We start from the raw sequence: 21,063 nt of genomic DNA on the forward strand, positions 1-21,063 counted from the left end.
ATTTACCTCAATTTATTTTTATTATTTAATGACAGAATGACGGTAGACTTTGTACCAAACCCCGGTGTAATTATGACAAATATTTTATGTTCGTAGATATCTATACACTTTTTTACAATTGCCATTTCTAATCGAGTGCCTAGCTTATAATAGACATTACTGACGCGATCGCAGGATTCCAATACCGAATAGAAATGGCTAGTCCCAAAGTCAGGATATTCAACTGCTTCCCGCGCTTGATAACCCGTGATAGCGAAAACATTTTCGTTCATAAATGTACTACCAAAATCTTCCAAACTCTTGCAGGTGTAAATTACTGCTGGGCTGGAGAAGAATAAATATTGCAGATGTTGAAGACTTTCAAGTAGCGTCCACCATATTTTCCAATATGAACGCCCAACTACATCTTGTAGTTGTAGTCTGCTAAAGTTGAGTGCTGTTTGGTTCGCTTCTAGCACGATGCCTTCTGTTATTAGCAATCCGATAAACTTTCACTCTCACGCAATGCTACTTCTGCTACACAAGAGGTACTATTCACAGAAACTCCAATGAGGTGAGTCGATTTGTCGTGTCTGTCAGTAATATAGCGTGTGCTAGTGACCATTTGTACTTGGGTAATTGTCTCTCAACGAGAATTTGATATCCTATCTCAAACAAACTAATACTGGTGTTCCCTCTAGTTTTATCTATCAAAAAATGGTTATCTAAAGCTGCTTATCTTAAGTATTCTCCAATATTTTGACCCTAAAGAACTAGTAATATTTGGGATATAAACACGACAAAAATTGTGTTAAGAATTACAAAGCAGCTTATATCCAGCTAAATTGGTTGGTGCAATTAAAGCTAACTGGCAATGGCTGTCATTTGTGCTTTGTCACTTGTACTGAGCGAACGCGAGTGCGTCTCTAAGAGTTGCCGAAGTATTAGTCATTAGTAAGAATTTTAAGCCTTTTACGTTTCGTAACATAATTTGGTTTATTTCTACCAACTTACTTAGTTGGGAATTGGGTATTAAGAAGGGACAACGCAGAGACTTATTCAATAATTCCCCCTTGCCCCCTGCCCCCTACTCCCCTACCTCTTCACTAGGGATGCAACTTCACCCGTCGTTCGCCGTAACGCAATAGCCTTTCTATAGTTACAAGCCGATTTTCCCAAACTTTGACTTGATAGGAATTCGACTTAATTTCTTGACTCATCAATACCCGAAATTGAGACTGGAAGCGACTTAGAGAGGCTTTCGCCACGAGTAACTTACTAGGAGAAGGGGAAGCAGCAAGCTGATTTAAAGCACTGCGTAAAACTTCTGCCTGGTTGTTAAAATCTGATATTGTCTGGGCAGGTCTTTGTTGTGAGTCATTTTGGAAAACAAACTTCCATTCCCGTTGCAGCGCAGTGTAACGGATGGCAGCAGTTTGAAAAGGCTGGCGGTGAGGAATCGGTTCACTTGTTGTAGATTGAACTCTACCTTGGGTGCTAATAAAAAGTTTTTGTAGATCGTTATTAAAATTCTCTGCGGCAAAGAGTGCGTAACCACTAACTGGCAAGTCTCTTACTAACTGGAGTTGATCAAACGTCCCGATTGTTGGCAAAGAAAGTAAGCGAATTCCCGGCACTAACAATGTAGCTCCCAATTGCTTAGAGGCGATCCAGGGTTGGGCTAGTCGTTGGAAGCGAGAAGTATCCAGAGCATAAGTCATGGGAACGATTAAATCTACATCTCCCCGCCTTGCCCAAGTTTCCCAATTTTGTTGAATTTTCTGAATCCGCTCTTGTTCTGGCAAAGGAAATACAGCAACCGACAAAATCAAATTCGGTCGTTTTTGTCGCAACTGCTCTGAAACTTTGGCAACAAAGCTATCAACTTGCTGGGTACGAAATGTTGTCCACTTTTGCCACAAGTCTGGTTGACTGGGAGAAATATTTATCGGATCTACACCAGTAAGTTGCTGAAACTGCGCTCTTGCAGCTTTGCCATAGCCATAGGTTCGACCTGCTGATGGGTCTTGAAAGGGGTAGCGAATGTAGTCTAGCTGTAAACCATCCACGTCATAGCGAGTCACGATTTCCTCGTACAGCTTGAGTAAGTATTGCCGCACTTCGGGGTTGGCTGGGTCAAAAAATGGCTTAGTCTGACCAATGGGAATCATGTTGCCAAGATTATCGTAGTTTGCCCAATCGGGATGAGCCGCCAGTACTGGCCCTGGATAATTTGGACTAACGTTGATAATCTCATTGTGCCTTTGATTGCCAGCAGCAAAAGTCCAAACCCAAGCGTGTAATTCCATGTCGCGCTCATGGGCTAATTTCACCGCATCTTCTAGTGGGTTCCACCCACGAATTAAGGGGTTTTGCTCTTTTGCAACTTGGCTCGGATAAATGGTATATCCAGCATTAACAGTTTCAAAGAAAACAGTATTAATCCCAGTTTGAGCTAGGCGATCAAAAATCTGGGTTAGTCCCGCCTTGCTACCAGCACGAACAATTGTCCCCCGATCTAACCAAACTGCCCTAATTTCTGGTTGAGCCAACCTCCGATCGACAGGAAACTGCTGCCACAAAATTGTTTTTGCCACCAGCCACTGCTGACGAGCTAGAGCGTAGTTTTTTTGAGCAATCAATTGGGGTAAGCTGTTGGCAATTACCCTTACTTGTGCCAAGGCTTGGTCTTTGCTTGTAGCTAGCCCCCCCAATTTAGTTGAGGCCAATTGCGTTGGCTGCTCTTTGACAGATTGGGGGTTGTAGGTGTCCAGATGCCTGGAGGTCTGTTTTCCCTCAGATATCCCAACGCCTTCGTTAGCTGCATCGGCTGACACTGCTAAATGAGCGCTTTCTACCCTACCAATGAGATTTTCTAGCTCTTGCTGGAGGGCGATCGCTTGATTGTTGTCAATTGGCTCATTGGAGTTGGGTGCAACATCTAGACGCACCGCTTGTTCTAGCTGATCGATAGCCTCTTGAGAACTTGGTGGTTTAACTATAGGAAGCGCTCTCGGTATGGGAGCGGTGGCAGTTTTAGGAGGAAGGGATGAGGGAGATGAACTGCTCCCCTGCCCCCTGCCCCCTGCCCCCTGCTCCCCTGCCCCCTGCCCACTCGGTGCAGCCGCCACTGTTGTAGAGCAGTTTGGGGAACCTCCTGCTACTTTTTTCATCCGATTCGATGGTGCTAGCGCTGTCAAATAGTGATCTATAGAAGCTTTTAACCAGGCATTATCTAACTCGGCTGCTGAGGCTGTATCTGTTCCCCAGCGCCAGCCCAAAAAGGTGGTACGCTCAGTTGTCACTACTGCGGCTGGATTATCTTTGGAATTCCAAACAGCAGGAGATTCACTGCCCATATCATTGGGAATCACAACGCCACCGCGTACTTTGCCAAAGAGTTCAGTTTGATTTGCCCATTCTGGGATCTTGGTTTTTGTGGGCTTGATCTGTTCTGTTTCACTAAGGCTGAATCCCCAATAACCTCCCAAAAGCGATCGCAATAACTGCCGCACTCCTGGCGATGACAAACTACCCACAGGGCCACTAGCAATCAAGCGCCCTCCCTTACTCATCCATTCTTCTAAAGCGATCGCTTGGGTTGGCGTTAATGTCTGGACGTTTGGCAAAAATAATACCCGGCGATCGCCCCAATCTGCACCACTCTTGACATCTGTTAGGGGAATTACACAATATTTCACCCCGATTGTCTGTAAGCGGTCAGTTATCCCTGTCCATTGATTCGCATTTTCTTGGCTATGCACTACACTCAATACAGGTTCTTCAGTCGCCGCCGTAACTGGTAAAATACTAAAACTATTTAAAATTAAAAAGTTAAAACTTAAAATGAAGAATCCGGCTTTCTTTATTTGGAAATTTGCCTTTTCATGAAACTCTTTCCGATTCCTCACTACTGACTCCTCAGTGGATTAATTATTAGGCATTACTTCTTATTTATGATCTAGCATAACAATAAATTACCTCCGAAAAACAACTGATCTTTGATAACTAAACCTGAACAGAAGTTAAAATACACGTTTTGATTAAATCTTCAACTCCTGCTACTGGGAAAATTTTTGTATTTAGTCTACCAGCTAATTCCTCAATGCTCATGTCATCTAAAAACACTAACTCTCCATTTTTTAACATGACATTGGGTAGCAAAATCCCATCACCTAAATCTTGCCCTTCTAGATTTAAAAGCAAATCATGACCAGTTAGCAATCCGGTTACACTGATAGTTTGTCCCCAATAATCACTACATAAAGCACGCATATTTACTTCTAAACCTTCAACACAATTTAAGCGTTTCAAAATAGGTTGAAATGCTTTTTCTACGGCGTTGCCCACTACCCAAGTCAATTTTCTTTGAGGATATACTTTTGGCGGGAGTAATTCTGCTGCAACGGTGGCAAATTGCTTGATAAATAGTTGAATCGAACCAACTCCGTTATCAATTTGCGGATATTCTTCATATTCAGACTCGCTGGGTAATTCCTTACCTGCAATCAAAAACCACTCATCGGCTAACCAAACAATGCTAGAACCAAATTGTTGGCGAAATTGCTGTGAGAGTATTTGCACTTGAGAAATCACTTCTTGAGCTTTTTCCCTAGTTACAGGTATGAGTTCATCTTCTGGAGGGCGAAACCGTGTTAACCCAACTGGCACAACTGCCACTGATGCCACCGCCGGCACTTCACCAGTATGAAAAGACGCTAAATCTTTGAGAGTTTGTTCGAGATGTTTGCCATCATTTATACCAGGACAAACAACAACTTGAGCATGAATTTGTAGTCGCCTTTTTTGAAACCACTTCAGTTGTTGCAAAATTTGTCCCGCACGCTGATTTTTTAGCAGTCTAATTCTCACATCAGCTTCTGTTGCATGAACAGAAACATACAACGGAGATAAGCGCATTTGTTCAATTCGCTGCCATTCTCTTTCTGGCAAATTGGTTAGGGTAAGATAAGAACCGTACAAAAAGCTCAGACGATAATCGTCGTCTTTCAAGTACAAGCTGGTGCGCTTACCTGGTGGCTGTTGGTCGATAAAACAAAATGGACAGCGATTATTACACTGAATTAAGCCATCAAAGAGGGCAGTTTCAAATTCTAGCCCCAAATCTTGGTCGTAATCTTTTTCGATTTCCAGGCTATGAGTTTTACCAGCAGCATCTAAAACTTCTAGTTCCAAAACTTCATCAGCACACAAAAACTGATAATCAATTAAATCACGGGGACGTGTACCATTGATTGCAACGATCGCATCCCCGGCTTCAAAGCCAATCTCTGCGGCTATTGAGTCTGGTAGAACCTTGGTAATTCGGGCAGGATTTATGGTAGTCATTAGTCATTGGTCATTAGTCATTGGTCATTAGTCATTAGTCATTTGCTTTGGACGTAGGACAAATGACTAAGGTCTATTATCTAATTATCCTTTCCAACCTGCTGCGATCGCAGCTAAAATAGCACTACCGAATGCTAATCTATACCAAACGAAAACCAAAGTGTTTTTGGTTGCTAAGTATTTGATCAAGAATGCAATTGATAGGTAGGAAAAAATCAAGGTTGAAATAATCCCTACAATTAACAGTCCAACAATATTATCGGGCAATTCGTGGGCTTGAAATAATTTGAAGATTTTCAAACTTTTATACAGCGTAGCAATGGTAAGAGTTGGAAACCCTAACAAAAATGAGAATTTCGCTGCTGTAGCGCGTTCTAATCCTAAAAATAAGGCAGTCGTCAACGTCGAGCCAGAACGAGAAACGCCCGGAATTAAAGCAAGTGTTTGTCCCAATCCAACTAAAATACCATCCCGAATCTGCAATGAATCAAAACCTCGCTTGCGAGTGCCAATTTTTTCTGCCAAAGCTAGTACAAGTGCCATAATGATTGACATGATGGCGATAATTAATGCACTTTCTGGTAGAACGTCTTTCAAAAGAAAGCCGAAAATTAAGGCAGGTAATGTTCCTACTACAATCCCCACAAGAATTTTCCACTCCTCACGTTGCCAATCTTTCTCTTTTAATGCTTCGATTCCACCTTTGACAATACTAGAAATCAGCGACCAGAAATACCCCACAATTGCGATAACACTGCCAAATTGAATGGCATCGACAAAATCTTTAGAACCTAGTTCTTTCCAACCAAATACTTTGGTAAAAATCAGAAGATGTGCAGTGCTACTGATTGGCAAAAACTCTGTAATACCTTGAACAATACCCAAAATAAAAGCTTGAATAAACTCCATAGCAATTAATACCTTTTTCCTGTTCTAGACATGATTAATGAACACTGTCTAGATGATGATGTTGCTTTATATACTTTCTACTGCACCTAAATCTTATAGAAAATTCGATTTTACCGATCAATAACATCATCTAAGACGCTGACCATGTTCTTACACCCACCTGAATAAGTCAACGAAATTTCGGCAGTTCATCAAACTTTAATATTTAGCGGACTGATGCTGTTCGCAGGAGGCAGGAGGCAGGAGGCAGGGGGCAGGGGAGCAGGGGAGCATACTTCGACTACGCTCAGTAACCGGGGGAGCGGGGGGCAGGGTAAGGGGTATTGGTGTCAACTTAAGAGCAAACGCTTATACCCACAGGCATTTTACCCCACACGCCAGATGCTCCACTACAGCGCTTCGCGCATCCTGCGGCGGGGGAAACCCCTGTTCCCGCACTGGCTCCCCTTAATCCCCTCCCCGTGAACGGGGAGGGGAGATTTTGTCGCTAGACAAAAGCGGGGTGGGGTTCCGACGACTTAATTGGTAATTGAGTAGGCTTAATATAACGTCATTGCGAGGGTTTCACGTTAAGTTGACACCAATACCCCTTACCCTGCCCCTCCGCTCCCCCGGTTACTGAGCGTAGTCGAAGTATGCTCCCTGCCCCCTGCCCCCTGCCTTCTCACTAGTCTGGCGCAGAATGTTTTCTCTGCTCTGCACCCGCACTCTGGGAAATGCCAGTATAATTACAATGCCCCAGGGGGGGATTTTAAAATGTGATATCTTAAATAAGATAAAGTTTAGTAACAAATATTAAAAACTTTGATTAATAATACACTGTCCTCCTACACTGCTTCTACCCCTTCTATTGATACTGAGTTGGATTTGGCTGATACTGGGCAATTGGAATCTGCACTCTCCTTTTCTCGCTCTTTGCCTTTATCTATTTTTGCCCAACAAAGTTGGTTAGTGTTTGCGGCGGCGGTATTTTTGGTAACAGTGCCAGTATTTGTTGAAGCGCCAATAGTGCGATCGCTACCAACCCTCAGTTTAGCGCTGACAGCATTTTGGGTGTGGTTAAGTTTTACCTTAATGTCACGGACTGCAACTTATGTCTGGGGGGATTTGCTCTTAGGGTTTAGCTGGAGTTGGTTAGCAGGGGCGATTTATTGGGGCTGGTTACGTTGGGAACCTGTATGGCATCTGCCAGTAGAATCTATAGGCTTACCTTTTGCTTGTTTGTGTCTGGCGAAGAATTGGGGCAAGGTTGGTAGCTGGTTTTATTTAGGATCTTTACTCGGTACAGTTTTAACAGACGTATATTTTTATATAGTAGACTTGATGCCCTACTGGCGGCAAATTATGAGAGTAGATGCGGATGGCGCAGCACAAATCTTACAAAATGCCCTGATGCAAGTACAAACACCTTGGGGACAATCTTGGGCGATAATTCTCGCCTTAGTGCTATTAACAGTGGGGATTTTAGCTTTAGGTGGAAAGCAAAGACACTGGTATGCCTTTGGTGGAGCAGTTTTAAGCACAATTTTAGTAGACAGCCTATTTTTGTTAGCTGCGATCGCAGCATGAAGGAGGCTGGAGGTTACAAACCAAAATTTTTTCCAGTCAGTCTACGGCACATCAAGAATGATGCTGTAGATAAGTAATTAGTTAAGAAATATTACATAACAGTCCATCACCCTCAAGTCTTCTTGCTAGGGTATTCGGTATCAGACATCGGGCGGTTTCGTGTCTGCTTGAAAGGTAAAATTAGCCACCCTGAAAAGATTTCGTCTAGCTGGGAATGCTACCGAGATCATTGATAGAAGGCTATTACAGCTATACAGACACTGCGATCGCGATAAAAATTTTTGCCAAAACCCCAGTCAAACCCAGTAACGGTAAATATTGTGGATATTAATACGCTGTATATTAGTTTCTGATGACTGCTGTGTTAATTAAGCTCTCAAGTTTTGTCTTTTGTCCTTTGTCCTTGGCGCTCTCACGTAGACGCATTAGCGACTTCCCGCAGAGTATGACTAATGACTAATGACTAATGACCAATGACCACTGTGAGCTTAAAACTTTTATTTCTGTTTGATGGAAAGAGGTAGAAAATCGTGAAAGGATTGGCGCGTTTATTAACAGTGTTTAGTTTGTTACTTAGTTGCTGGGGATGGTTGGGAACAACTCAGATAGCCCAAGCTGCTAGTTTCAACAGTTTTGCTTTTCCTCAAGTGCCAATTCTGGCAATTGAGCGGCAGAATCGGGCAGATGCGAAGCTAGGAACGGAATTTGGTAAAAAAATTGATTTGAATAATACCAACGTCCGAGCTTTTCAACAGTATCCAGGGCTTTATCCCACCTTGGCGAAGAAAATCATCACAAATGCTCCCTACAAAAATGTAGAGGATATATTGGATCTTCCAGGATTGAGCGATCGCCAAAAACAAGCCCTGCAAGCCAACTTAGATAAGTTTACCGTGACAGAACTAGAGCCTGCCTTCAATGAAGGAGACGATCGCTTTAACAACGGCATCTACAGATAAGTTGCAGTTAATCTAGCAAATAGCAGCCCACTCCTGATTCTAGGGAGTGGGAGTATTTTATTAGAGATGAGGGAGGATGAGGGAGGATAAGGGAGACAAGGGAGACAAGCTGACAAAGTAAAATTTTTCCTTGTCTCCCCCTGCCCCCTGCTCCCCTGCCCCCTGCTCCCCTGCCCCCTGCCCCCTCCCCCCTCCCGCATTACCTTGCCTCAGATAGATATTCCTAGCCAATTTGATGTCTTAGTAGTCGGCGCTGGTGCTGCTGGACTATACACAGCGCTGTGTCTACCAGAGTCCTTGCGAGTCGGCTTGATTACCAAAGAAACTGTTGCTTTGTCCGCTAGTGATTGGGCACAAGGTGGTATTGCCGCAGCCGTTTCCCCGGAAGATTCTCCCACGCTACACATTGAAGATACGATCCGGGCAGGTGCAGGTTTGTGCGATCGCAACGCTGTAGAATTTCTCGCCCAACTTGCCCCTAACTGCATTCAATCCCTAGTTGACTTGGGGGTTGCTTTTGACCGTCATGGTCAAACCTTGGCTTTAACTTTAGAAGCTGCCCATTCTCGGAACCGCGTTCTCCACGCTGCGGACACCACAGGCAGGGAAGTTACAACCACTCTCACCGCCCAAGTATTACGTCGCCCGAATATTCAAGTCATTCAGCAAGCTTTGGCTTTAAGTTTGTGGATTGAACCCGAAAGTAATCGCTGTCAAGGAATAAGCCTGTTTTATCAAGGTGAAATCAGATGGATTAAAGCTGGTGCTGTAATATTGGCAACTGGTGGCGGCGGTCAGGTATTTGCCCAAACCACTAACCCAGCGGTGAGTACTGGTGATGGGGTAGCGATCGCATATCGATCTGGGGCTATCCTCCGCGATTTGGAATTTGTACAATTTCACCCCACTGCCCTGACTAAACCTGGTGCCGATCGCTTTCTCATTAGCGAGGCTGTACGCGGCGAGGGGGCACACCTTGTTGATGATGAAGGGCGGCGTTTTGCCTTTGACTACCACCCTGCGGGTGAACTCGCACCCAGAGATGTGGTCAGCAGAGCAATTTTCAGCCATTTACAACGTACTGCCGTTGATTTAGCGACTGCCCATGTGTGGTTGGATATGCGCCCCATCCCTGCCGACAAGATTCGTCACCGCTTTCCCAACATCATCAAAGTTTGTCAGCATTGGGGAGTTGATGTTTTCCATGAACCAATTCCTGTAGCGCCTGCTGCTCATTACTGGATGGGTGGGATTGTCGCGGATCTGATGAATCGCACGAATATTAAGAGTTTGTATGCAGTGGGTGAAACTGCTAGTACCGGCGTGCATGGGGCAAATCGCCTTGCCAGTAATTCCCTGCTGGAATGTATTGTCTTTGGGGCCCAGATGAGCCAAATAGAGTTGGAAAATATAGGGCTGCCGTCAGAAACATCAATGCTGCGATCGCAAAAATTTAGTATTGATGCTAGTGAGTGGCACATCCAGCAAGCACAGCTAGAAGCACTCAGAGAGAAGTTACCGCGTCTAGTGTGGGAAAGTGCTGGTATTTGTCGGGAACAATCAAAGTTGGAAACTGCGATCGCCACTGTTGAATCTTGGCAGCAAGATTTCGCTGCTTTGCCTTTAAGTCAATTCTTGCTTGCTTTACACCCAACAGAATCAGCTAGTTTTGAGTTACCAGATATTGAACGACAATTGCGACTTTGGGCAGAAACCCGCAACTTATTAGATGTGGCTGATTTAATTCTCAAAAGTGCTGCTTTTAGAACCGAGAGCCGAGGCGGACACTACCGTTTAGACTATCCTCAACCAGACCCAAATTGGCAAGTTCACACACTTGTCCAAACAGATCATTGGTGGAAATCTCCAATATTATCTTGAACATTCTTCTGTGCGGCATTCCTTGTCCATGTAATCATGGACGGGGTTAGAGACAGCCCCGTTCTAGTAATATTTTTTAATACTGGACTTTAAACTAAAATCCAAAATGGCCATCAGCGAGTACCGCTACCATGCTGACTGTCAGGGCCACCATAATTTGGTGGGATATATGTGTCTTTTAAATTTTGAGAATTGACTTTGCGGGCGATTAAAGTATTGCTGCTAGGAGTACTAACAGCATTAGCACTTGCAGTACCGAATAGACTCGTGCAAGCGGCAACTTTCGGTATTAATATGTAAGCACTTATACAGAATATTATAATCTTTGTGATTCGGAGGTTAGTTTTCATTAGTTCCAGTAAATTTACTAATTTTTCATTTCAAATGTATTTTTATTGACTAACGTATATTTACTGATGTTTTTTAAAAAAATATTCAAACTTTATTAAATTATTGCCAATAGTTTATAAGTAATTGTGGTGTTTACTTGTAAGCAACTTAGTTTGCTGGTATTAAATAGTTCTCATACTTAAGTAATATTCTTAATTAGTCATTTTTACATCAGTCTAAAGTTAGATATGTTGATGGATTGCTGTAAGCGTTTTGCCTAATTCACTATTTATTAATAATATCTTAATGCTTTTAAGTATAAACACTATGTTCGCTGAATAAAGATTTCAAAAAATATAAAAAAATATTTGTTTTCTTGTATACTTATGTTTTTACTATAATAAAGATATATAAAGATAAAACAACGTAACTGTTATATTATAAGGATTTCAAAAACGATGGAACTATGAAATACCGTAATAATCCCATACAGTATAAGTATATTTTTGTGAGTAAAAAAAATTACGAAAAATTAGGAAAAAAAAGTTTTTCTTAATTAATTCTGATGACTAATTCCTTTCTTACCTATATTCTTAGTTTTATTCATCAGGTCAAAAACCCTTGCTAAGTCTCCATCTTGACTAAAAAAACCACCTATAGTCATATACGAAATGCTTTTTCAAGATAGTGCCTTGCACGTGTTGAAAGTCTATATTCTTGATTTGAGGGTAAAAATTTTTACCATAGGAATAAAAATTTTGAGGCTTGAATCTTAACTAATTAAGCAAACTCGTAGCGATTTTTACCCAGGTGCTTGGCACGATACATTGCTGCATCTGCTTGTTTGATCAAAGTTTCACTGTCTTGACTGTTGTATGGGTAGACACTTATGCCAATACTGGCAGAGATTCGGATTGCATAGCCATCCAGAACAATTGGCTTGGTAATACTGCTTAAGATTTTTTCGGCGACTTTAGCAGCTATCTGGACATTAGGAATTGCCCGCAAAATTATAGTAAATTCATCGCCACCCAAACGAGAAACCGTATCACTAGCGCGTAAAGAGTTGCTGAGTCTTCCAGCGATAGTCATTAGCAAGCGATCGCCCGTCTCGTGCCCCAGAGTATCATTGACTTGCTTAAAGCCATCTAAATCAATAAACAGCAGTCCCAGTAACAGGTTATTGTGTTGCGCCCAGTGTAATGACTCGTAAAGCTGTTCGGCAAAAAATTTGCGATTGGATAAACCGGTGAGGGGGTCGTGATACGCCAAATAACGCAAGTGATCTTCTTTGAGTTTTAATTGGAATAGTTCAGCAGCAGTACGCTTAAGTTGTTCCTCCATCAGCTTGCGCTGAGTAATATCTCGGATGACCCCAACTAAAAAGAAATTGCCAGCTGAGTCTTTATGCAGCGATCGCTTAGTGGCAATTTGATGAGTCTGGCCATCTGCATTTGTAAATTCTTCTTCATGTTCCTGTGGTTTTTGAGTTCGGAACACAAGATCATCCTGTTGTCGAAACACATCAGCTTCATGTTTAGGGAAAAAGTCATAGTCTGACTTCTCAATTAACAACTTATTTGGATAACCGATAAATCGACAATAGGCTTCATTTAAAACAATCCACTGGTGTTGTTCATTTTTCACAAAAATTGGATCGGGAATCGTGTTGATTACGTGATGCAAAAATTCTTTAGAACGTTTCCACTCTTCCTGGATATGGGCAATATGACTGATCATCCAAATAGCTGAACTGCCAAAGCTAAACAGTGAGGGAAGGAGCGGTATCCACAAACCGTACAAAAAAGCAAAATATGTAGTCAAGGTCAACACAAAGCAAGAAACTAGGATACAGAGCAGGCTCCTAGTAGCGTGTCGTATCCGCCATGTCGTCACGGCTCCCAGATAAGACCAGATAAAAATCCACAAGTATTCCACCAAGTCAGACCAGAATTTCAATAATGGTCGTCCATCAAGAGCAGCAGAAATTAACTCACTAATAAAATAAGCTTGCAGTTGAATCCCAGGTACAGGCTTTGCCGTACCTATTAGATTGCTGGAATAGGGAATGAATACAAAATCCTGGAGACTGGGGGCAGTGGAGCCAATTAGTATAATCCGATCTTTGATTAAGTTTTCTGGGACTTTATCAGCCAGTACATCTTTTATCGATACCTGACGAAAACTACAAAATTCTCCAGATGAACTTTGACATTTAGGTTTGGGAAAATTGGTCAGAATTTGGTATCCTCTATCATCAGCCCTCACATAAGCACCATCATTACCCTCAAAACGAGTAAATGATGCTTTACCCAATTGCAAATACTTAGGGTTGCTTTTTGCTTTCGTGGGCGTAATTCCATTTGACTTTAAATACAATAAAGCCAACTTCAGGGCAAAACTTTCGTGTAACTGATTATCAACGTGCCAATACAACAAACTGCGGCGTACTTTACCATCAAGATCGTACAGCACGTTATTAAAGCCAACTTGATCCTTATTTAGTCCCAGTGGAGGCAAAACACTAAAGTTTTTGTTTTTGTCATTTGCCAATAGTTCAATACCAATTAAATTGGGCATTGACTGATAAGTATTACGCAGTTCTTGATTACCAGGCTGTACTGGCAAATTTCTGTAGAGGTCTAAACCAATAGCACGGGGTTTGTGGACATTTAATTTTTGCAACAACACTGCAATCTTCGCATCTGAAATCGGCCACGAACGTATTTCGTTTAAATAGGCTTCATCAATCACTACGATGGTAATACGCTCTTCCGGTGGTTCATTTGGACGGAAGCGAAACAATTGATCCAAAGCTGCAAACTCCAAAGATTGCAATAATCCAATGGAGTGCAACAGCACGACGCAGACTGCAACGCTAACGGCAGTAATCAATTCTCTGTGTCCTCGACTAAGCGATTGTTTTAGTCCAAAGATTAACTTTACAAAACGCTTGTCTAGCTGCTGATTCATTCCCATTACCTAGTAGGGAGAAATATTCTCTATTTCCGATAGCTATTAACTATCGGACTAACATATCTTAAGGGAGAGCTAAATAGAGTTTCTAGGGACTTCCAAATAAAAAAATATCCCATCGCTTTAAGGGCAGGGGGCAGGGAGCAGGGGGAGGGAAAATCGCAGTGAAGTACAGAAATTGGATAATTTATTTTTTGGAGTTCCCCTAATAGTTTTTTCAACTCAGCAAGTTTCTTCAAGACATCCTGGCATTTGTGAATGTCATACCATATATTGAGGCTGATTATCTGACCAAACGGCAACTGGGAGTTTTGTGGCTATTAGCACAGATTAATAAATCTGTTGAAAGCGAGTTTCAGTGAATTTAACGCCCAAATGCTTGTCTGGCAAAGCTTATTCAATTCAGATCGCGCATCTGTAATCAATTAGATATTTTACTGATAATTGTGGTGACTTGTAACTTCTAACAGACACACCTTTAGGTTTGACGCTGACATGATTACATCCCAAGGTGGCTCCCAAGTGCTGTAAAAAATTAAAGCATACATTAGAGGATGTTTGAAAAGTATTATGCGAAACATCAAAGTCATCAAAGACCTAACCCCCTGACCCCCTTCCCGATGCCTACGGTGTGTACACCGTAGCTTTTTAAGGGGGGTTGGGGGGATCAAAAGCTTATGGGGCAACTCTCAAAGACTTGTGTGTACACCGTAGCCGTTTCGGGGAGAGCAATGGAAGCGGGGTTTATAGTATACTCAACGACTTTCCAAACATTCTCTTAGATTAAGGTAAATATACTTGATTAGTTTCCTTAAACTTAAAGTATTTGCGGATAAAAGCCGCAGAGAAATTGGTAATTGGGTATTGGACAATATTTATTGTCTATTGCCAAAAACAAAACAGCCAACTGGAAACAGACTTTGCTGTATTCATCCAGTTGACCATACTCAGCCCTGTAGCGGGGCGTTTAGTTTATGCCGAGTGAGAAAAGACACTTGATACTGATGTCCTTTGTCTATGCCCTCAAAGGTAGTTGCTTCACGTAGGTAAAACAAGTGGGGTGGCAGTCTTTTAACTCAGCACTATTCATTATGGGATATGAGCTACACCTTGCCACTAGCTTGATGTAGCCTTCCTGAAGGCAATTACTTGAAATACTTAAAGTTGCGAGGCCCTGTGTAACCAGAAACTTTTGCTAGTTCCTCTAAGTTTTGGACTCCGCTATAACTTTGACCATTGACGATCCAAGTGGGGAAGCCTTCAATTTTTGCGGCTTTACACAGTTCAGTTTGAGCCTTGAATCCTTTGGGATCGCACTCGATTTTAACATCTTTGTTGATTATTTCCTCGGCTTCTTTGCCAAAAAGCTGCTTTTGTTCATGGCAGTGAGGACACCAGAAAGCACTATATTCCTTCGCGCCTACCTTTGCTAGATGGCTTGCTAAAGCTATTTCTGCCTCACCAGAAGTGGTGGTAACTTCCCAACCGAAGGCTGGGTTAGGCTCTCCTTTGGAATTAAAGGTAATTTTTGTGGGTTGTCCTGGAGTTCCAGATGTAACATCTGATTTATTCACGCCAGCATAAACGCCTAAAGTACCAATCAGCGTTACCATGCCCACAATCAGGGCGGTAAAGAAGATTTGTCCAATATCCTCCCAAGTGCGACCCATAATTGTTAGTACCAAAAGACTCACAGAGAATAAAGCCGAACCGATACAGTAAGGACAAACAGCTTTAATTTGAGATGCCAACACGTACATTAAGTAGCCGCTAAAGACAGACATAGCGATCGCACCCACCAGCAGCAGCCACCACGTCAAATTTTCCAATTGTTTGCGGCTATTGTTTTCCCCTGAGTTGAATACCAAGGGAGCTAAAGCCAATATCACCATACTGATGTATGCCAAAAGCCCAAACAAAGCTAACGGCTGACCAAAAATTGTTGCCCAAGGACTGGAAAGCACATCATTACAACCCTTAGCACCAGCCTCTGCCAGACAAGCTGCACTGCCTCCTGTTAACTTTTCTATGGTGAGATAACCTGTGATCAAAGCACCACATCCAGCGATCGCGGCAATCAATGGCCGTGACCATTTATGAATCCAAGGAGTAGAACGACGGCGAATCATAAATAATTAGGGAATGGGGAATGGGGAATGGGGAATGGGAATTGGGAATTGGGCACTTGTACTGAGCGACTTGTGCCGAGCGAAGCCGAGGTAAGTCGAAGTATTGGGCATTGAGCATTGGGTTATTGGGAATTGATCAATAATTAATAGTTCTTGTTCCCCTGCTTCCCATACTCTCTCTGCTCCCTGCTCCCTTGCTTTTTCCCCATGCCCCATTCCCAATTCCCAATTTAAGAATGTAACTTTACTTGTTCTGCTGATTTGCTTTCACCTTTGGAATTCCAACTGCGACGCGCGGCTTCGACAAATTGACTGACGCGAATTGGGTCGATTGGTTGCTCAATCCGTCCATGACGTTTCAGAGAACTGGAAACTATTACACCATCTGCGGCCTGCATCAATGTATCAATATTTTCCCAATTTGCCCCACTACCAATGAACACTGGCGTGCCAGATGCTGCATCACAAGCTAGTTCCAAATCTTCTAAGTTAGGTGGACTACCAGTAGCCCAGCCTGACAAAATCACCCCGTCTGCTAAACCCCTTTCAATGGTGTCTTTCACGGCGACTGTGAGATTTGGAGAACTCAAAGGACGGGCGTGCTTCACCAAAACATCGGCCAGAATTTTAACATCGCAGCCTAACTCCCGTCGATAGCGGAGTAGGTGATGGGCTTCTCCTTCAATTAATCCCTGATCGGTTGCCATTACTCCCGTGAGAACGTTGACGCGGATGAATTGCGCCTGCACACAACTAGCGATCGCCATTGCACTTTTGCCGTCGTTTCGCAAAACATTTAAGCCTATAGGCAAAGTCACCAAGTTTTGTATCCGTTGCACCACAATGGTCATGGCACTCACGACCACAGGATCGACTTGGTTTTTGGTAAACGGCGCGTCGAAAAAATTCTCCACAATCAGACCGTCAACCCCTCCGCTTGCAAGGGCTGCGGCTTCTTGTTCCGCTCGGTCAATTACCGCTTTTAGACTACCTCCCCAACGGGGTGAGGTAGGCAGTGGTAGCAGGTGAACCACGCCAATAATCGGTGAGCGAGTTTTAAATAATTGATATAAGTCCACGTCTTTAATCCGCCTCGCGGAGTCCAGAGTCTAGAATTTTTTGACTATTGATTATATGACCCTTGACTCTTGACTTTTCATTAACTAGTCAAATGTGTTTTATGATAGTCGGTTTATTGCCTCCTTCCTCAGATGGAAATTGGCGTGAAACCTCCCATAAGATATGTTAAGATAAAACCTGGCTAGAAGAGGAGTTTGCCACTCACTAGACGCAAGGCAGCTTTCCGTGGTTTAGGCATCTTGTCCGCGCCCAGTCGCAGGACTTGCCAATCGCCAGGGTAGCATTACTGCTTTATAGGCGTAGTCGCTTTCGTCGATTTCCCTGAGGGTAGCGACTTCTCACAACAAGCCCTTTGGGCGGCTTCCCGATGGGTAGGTTAACAACGCACACGCCAAGGTAATGTAAAATACCAATAGGCGAATTGTTAAAAAAGATTACAAGTGTCAAATGTACCCAAAGACACTTCAATTTACCCTGGGGAACAGATTGATAGGAATATCATAACATGACCTCTATTTTTATTTATTAATAGGGTTATGGGTTCACGGACAGTTACAAACAGTGGGAATTTGCCACTGTAGTGTTTTCATGAGGATGCTGATAGCAAAAAAGCGAAGTTAGCGCCGGAATGTTTGACAACAAGAAGAAAAAAAATGAAGATATTTTCAAAATATGGGTGACAAGCCAACAATTGCCATTTCTCACCTGGGCTGCGAGAAAAATCGAATTGATACAGAACACATGCTGGGAATGCTCGTAGAAGCAGGCTACGGTGTAGATACAAATGAAGAGTTAGCAGATTACGTTATTGTTAATACTTGTAGTTTTATTGAAGCAGCCCGGCAAGAATCTGTCAGAACTTTGGTAGAACTGGCAGAGGCAAATAAAAAGATCGTAATCACTGGCTGTATGGCGCAACACTTTCAAGAACAACTTTTGGAAGAGTTGCCCGAAGCAGTAGCCGTTGTGGGCACAGGCGATTATCACAAAATTGTTAATGTAATTGAGCGTGTAGAACAAGGCGAACGGGTCAAACAGGTTAGTATCGAACCAACCTACATTGCCGACGAGACTACACCGCGCTATCGCACTACAACCGAGGGTGTAGCTTACTTACGGGTTGCCGAAGGTTGTGATTATCGTTGTGCATTTTGTATAATTCCTCATCTTCGAGGGAACCAGCGATCGCGTACTATTGAATCTATAGTCGCCGAAGCGGAGCAGTTAGTTAGTCAAGGGGTAAAGGAAATTATTCTAATTTCCCAAATCACTACTAATTACGGTTTGGATATTTACGGTCAGCCAAAATTAGCCGAATTACTTCGCGCCTTGGGGAAAGTAGATATACCGTGGATCAGAATGCACTACGCTTATCCCACGGGACTGACCCCAGATGTAATCGCGGCGATTCAAGAAACACCAAACGTCTTGCCTTATCTGGACTTGCCCTTGCAGCATTCTCATCCAGATATTCTCCGCGCCATGAACCGTCCTTGGCAAGGGCGGGTAAATGATGGGATTATAGATCGCATCAAAACGGCGCTACCAACAGCCGTACTGCGGACAACATTTATTGTTGGTTTCCCAGGAGAAACAAACCAGCATTTTGAGCATCTACTAGAGTTCGTTCAGCGGCATGAATTCGATCATGTTGGCGTCTTCACCTTTTCCTCTGAGGAAGGAACCCCAGCTTATAAGCTACCAAATCAGTTGCCCCAAGAGGTGATGGACGAGCGCCGATACCAACTGATGGAACTCCAGCAACCGATTTCTCAAAAGAAAAATCAACAGGAAGTAGGCAAAATTGTCGATGTCCTGATTGAGCAAGAAAATCCTGAAAGTGGTGAACTAATAGGTCGTTCAGGTAGATTTTCCCCAGAGGTTGATGGTCTGGTGTATGTCAAAGGCCAGGCAAAGTTAGGAACCATCGTGCCAGTAGCGATTCACCACGCTGATACATACGACCTCTATGGTCAAGTAGTCAATAACTAAGTTGTCATTTGTCCTTTGTCCAAAGTTCATTTGTTAAATGACCCTTACAGATTCATCCTTATACTCAGGTCAATGCTGCATTAATGGCAGTTTTCATGAGGGTTTACCTGAAACGCTAGCGGACTTGTTGGCATAGCCTCTCCAAGAGTTGAGGTCTTGCTACCGCCCTTAGCTCACTAATGACTAATGACTAATGACTAATGACTAATAACTAAATGACTAAATGACTAATCCAAAAATCCTTACATAAAATTTAGGACGAATTAATGACTCTTTCATTCCAAGAATTAGGCATTTCTCAAGAACGTGTTGCACAACTAGAAAAAATCGGTTTTACCGAACCAACTAACATTCAAATCCAAGCAATTCCCCAATTGCTAGGTGGTCGTGATGTAGTCGGTCAATCTCAAACTGGAACGGGTAAAACAGCAGCATTTTCACTGCCTATTTTAGAACGGCTAGATATTAATCAAAAAGCTGTACAAGCCATAGTTTTAACACCAACTCGTGAATTAGCAATGCAAGTTCATGATGCGATCGCCCAATTCATCGGCGATGAAGGATTGCGGGTGTTAGCAATCTATGGTGGTCAATCAATTGACCGCCAAATGTTACAACTCAGACGTGGCGTTCACATGGTCGTGGGTACTCCTGGACGGGTGATCGATTTGCTCGATCGCGGCTGTTTAAAGCTCGATCAAGTGAAGTGGTTTGTGTTGGATGAAGCTGATGAAATGTTGAGCATGGGCTTTATTGATGATGTGGTGAAAATCCTCTCACAAGCGCCCGTAGATCGCCAAACAGCTTTATTCTCGGCAACAATGCCACCATCGATTCGGATGTTGGTGAACAAGTTTTTGCGATCGCCTGCAACTGTCACCGTTGAGCAACCAAAAGCCGCTCCCAACAAGATTAATCAGGTAGCTTACCTAATCCCCCGTCACTGGACAAAAGCCAAAGCTTTACAGCCGATTCTGGAAATGGAAGATCCAGAAACAGCTTTAATCTTTGTTCGCACCAGACGCACCGCCGCAGAACTCACCAGTCAGTTACAAGGCGCTGGTCACAGTGTAGATGAATACCACGGTGACTTGTCGCAACAAGCGCGGGAACGGTTATTAGTCAGATTCCGTAACCGTCAAGTCCGTTGGGTGGTAGCAACTGATATTGCAGCACGAGGGTTAGATGTCGATCAACTCTCCCATGTGATCAACTACGACTTACCCGATAGCGTAGAAACCTACGTCCATCGTATTGGTCGTACTGGTCGTGCTGGTAAAGAAGGAACAGCAATTTCGTTAGTACAACCATTTGAGCGGCGCAAACAGCAAACATTTGAACGTCATAACCGCCAAAGTTGGCAATTGCTGACCATTCCAACACGCGCCCAAATTGAAGCGCGGCACATCCTGAAATTGCAAGAACAGGTACGCGAAGCTTTGACAGGTGAGCGTTTGGCATCATTCTTGCCGATAGTTAGCGAACTAATTGAAGAATACGATGCTCAAGCGATCGCCGCCGCAGCACTGCAAATTGCTTACGATCAAACTCGTCCCGCTTGGTTGAGTTCAGACGTGGAAATTCCTCAAGAGGAATCCTCCGCTCCCAAACCAAGACTTGGCAAGCGTCGGGAATCATCTTCCAGCGATCGCCCCCGTTCTGCATGGAAATCAGATAGCAGCAATGGAGAAGAAAGACATTCTTCTCCCAAACCAAAACTGCGGACAAGTGGGCAGGAGTCTTCTGCATCCCCTAGTAAAAAGATAGGTTCACCTACAGCTAGAGAGTCAGCTTCTTAGTCAACAGTTAGAAGTTAATCAATTTTGGATTTTAGATTTTAGATTTTTTCTTCAATCCAAAATCCAAACCTAAAATTGGAGAGTTGAGAGTTAAGAGTCAAGATTTTGACT

Annotated in this window: 13 protein-coding genes; 5 read left to right on the forward strand and 8 right to left on the reverse strand. The window is 43.1% G+C overall.

Annotated features, from left to right (window positions below; genetic code table 11):
• Window positions 1–2 precede the first annotated feature (2 nt).
• The 4 genes from HWQ36_RS25775 to HWQ36_RS25790 all read right to left on the reverse strand — a co-directional run bounded on the left by HWQ36_RS25775 (window position 3) and on the right by HWQ36_RS25790 (window position 6,237).
• Window positions 3–479, reverse strand: a complete 477-nt coding sequence (locus tag HWQ36_RS25775; protein ID WP_292708150.1) for a hypothetical protein — start codon at window positions 477–479, stop codon at window positions 3–5.
• Window positions 480–1,085: 606 nt separating this feature from the next.
• Window positions 1,086–3,890 carry a family 10 glycosylhydrolase gene (locus HWQ36_RS25780; RefSeq protein ID WP_292708152.1) on the reverse strand — a complete coding sequence of 935 codons (2,805 nt, stop codon included), beginning with the start codon at window positions 3,888–3,890 and terminating at the stop codon, window positions 1,086–1,088.
• A 97-nt stretch (window positions 3,891–3,987) separates the two neighbouring features.
• Window positions 3,988–5,328 carry a TIGR03279 family radical SAM protein gene (locus HWQ36_RS25785; protein WP_292708154.1) on the reverse strand — a complete coding sequence of 447 codons (1,341 nt, stop codon included), beginning with the start codon at window positions 5,326–5,328 and terminating at the stop codon, window positions 3,988–3,990.
• An 84-nt stretch (window positions 5,329–5,412) separates the two neighbouring features.
• Window positions 5,413–6,237 carry an undecaprenyl-diphosphate phosphatase gene (locus tag HWQ36_RS25790; protein WP_292708155.1) on the reverse strand — a complete coding sequence of 275 codons (825 nt, stop codon included), beginning with the start codon at window positions 6,235–6,237 and terminating at the stop codon, window positions 5,413–5,415.
• Window positions 6,238–7,041: 804 nt separating this feature from the next.
• Here HWQ36_RS25790 and HWQ36_RS25795 point away from each other — a divergent pair.
• The 3 genes from HWQ36_RS25795 to nadB all read left to right on the forward strand — a co-directional run bounded on the left by HWQ36_RS25795 (window position 7,042) and on the right by nadB (window position 10,646).
• A complete protein-coding gene (locus tag HWQ36_RS25795) occupies window positions 7,042–7,806 on the forward strand; it encodes a DUF3120 domain-containing protein (RefSeq protein ID WP_292708156.1) in 765 nt (254 codons plus the stop codon).
• 530 nt (window positions 7,807–8,336) lie between these two features.
• On the forward strand, window positions 8,337–8,765 hold the full coding sequence (psbU, locus tag HWQ36_RS25800) for a photosystem II complex extrinsic protein PsbU (RefSeq protein ID WP_292708158.1): 429 nt from the start codon (window positions 8,337–8,339) through the stop codon (window positions 8,763–8,765).
• Window positions 8,766–8,969: 204 nt separating this feature from the next.
• Window positions 8,970–10,646 carry an L-aspartate oxidase gene (nadB, locus tag HWQ36_RS25805; protein WP_292708159.1) on the forward strand — a complete coding sequence of 559 codons (1,677 nt, stop codon included), beginning with the start codon at window positions 8,970–8,972 and terminating at the stop codon, window positions 10,644–10,646.
• A 113-nt stretch (window positions 10,647–10,759) separates the two neighbouring features.
• Here nadB and HWQ36_RS25810 read toward each other — a convergent pair whose 3' ends face one another.
• From HWQ36_RS25810 to btpA, 4 genes are all read right to left on the reverse strand, one after another.
• Window positions 10,760–10,996, reverse strand: a complete 237-nt coding sequence (locus tag HWQ36_RS25810; RefSeq protein WP_292708160.1) for a hypothetical protein — start codon at window positions 10,994–10,996, stop codon at window positions 10,760–10,762.
• A 760-nt stretch (window positions 10,997–11,756) separates the two neighbouring features.
• Window positions 11,757–13,949: a CHASE2 domain-containing protein gene (locus HWQ36_RS25815; protein WP_292708161.1), complete on the reverse strand. Its 2,193-nt coding sequence runs from the start codon at window positions 13,947–13,949 to the stop codon at window positions 11,757–11,759.
• A gap of 1,148 nt (window positions 13,950–15,097) precedes the next feature.
• A complete protein-coding gene (locus HWQ36_RS25820) occupies window positions 15,098–16,081 on the reverse strand; it encodes a vitamin K epoxide reductase family protein (RefSeq protein WP_292708163.1) in 984 nt (327 codons plus the stop codon).
• A 230-nt stretch (window positions 16,082–16,311) separates the two neighbouring features.
• Complete coding sequence (gene btpA / locus HWQ36_RS25825) at window positions 16,312–17,160, reverse strand: photosystem I biogenesis protein BtpA (RefSeq protein WP_012410840.1); 849 nt, start codon at window positions 17,158–17,160, stop codon at window positions 16,312–16,314.
• Window positions 17,161–17,833: 673 nt separating this feature from the next.
• Between btpA and rimO the strand changes: the two genes are divergently transcribed.
• On the forward strand, window positions 17,834–19,153 hold the full coding sequence (gene rimO / locus HWQ36_RS25830; RefSeq protein ID WP_292708165.1) for a 30S ribosomal protein S12 methylthiotransferase RimO: 1,320 nt from the start codon (window positions 17,834–17,836) through the stop codon (window positions 19,151–19,153).
• Between the two features lie 266 nt (window positions 19,154–19,419).
• Window positions 19,420–20,952 carry a DEAD/DEAH box helicase gene (locus HWQ36_RS25835; protein WP_292708167.1) on the forward strand — a complete coding sequence of 511 codons (1,533 nt, stop codon included), beginning with the start codon at window positions 19,420–19,422 and terminating at the stop codon, window positions 20,950–20,952.
• The last annotated feature ends 111 nt before the right edge of the window (window positions 20,953–21,063 follow it).

The sequence above is a fragment of the Nostoc sp. NMS2 genome (assembly GCF_017115105.1).
GTDB lineage: Bacteria > Cyanobacteriota > Cyanobacteriia > Cyanobacteriales > Nostocaceae > Nostoc.

Bases quoted from the DNA above. Each gene is read 5' to 3' on its own strand.
- HWQ36_RS25810 (WP_292708160.1), bottom strand. From the start codon at position 10,996: ATGAAAACTAACCTCCGAATCACAAAGATTATAATATTCTGTATAAGT.
- HWQ36_RS25785 (WP_292708154.1), bottom strand. From the start codon at position 5,328: ATGACTACCATAAATCCTGCCCGAATTACCAAGGTTCTACCAGACTCA.
- HWQ36_RS25815 (WP_292708161.1), bottom strand. From the start codon at position 13,949: ATGAATCAGCAGCTAGACAAGCGTTTTGTAAAGTTAATCTTTGGACTA.
- HWQ36_RS25835 (WP_292708167.1), top strand. From the start codon at position 19,420: ATGACTCTTTCATTCCAAGAATTAGGCATTTCTCAAGAACGTGTTGCA.
- rimO (WP_292708165.1), top strand. From the start codon at position 17,834: ATGGGTGACAAGCCAACAATTGCCATTTCTCACCTGGGCTGCGAGAAA.
- HWQ36_RS25790 (WP_292708155.1), bottom strand. From the start codon at position 6,237: ATGGAGTTTATTCAAGCTTTTATTTTGGGTATTGTTCAAGGTATTACA.
- HWQ36_RS25820 (WP_292708163.1), bottom strand. From the start codon at position 16,081: ATGATTCGCCGTCGTTCTACTCCTTGGATTCATAAATGGTCACGGCCA.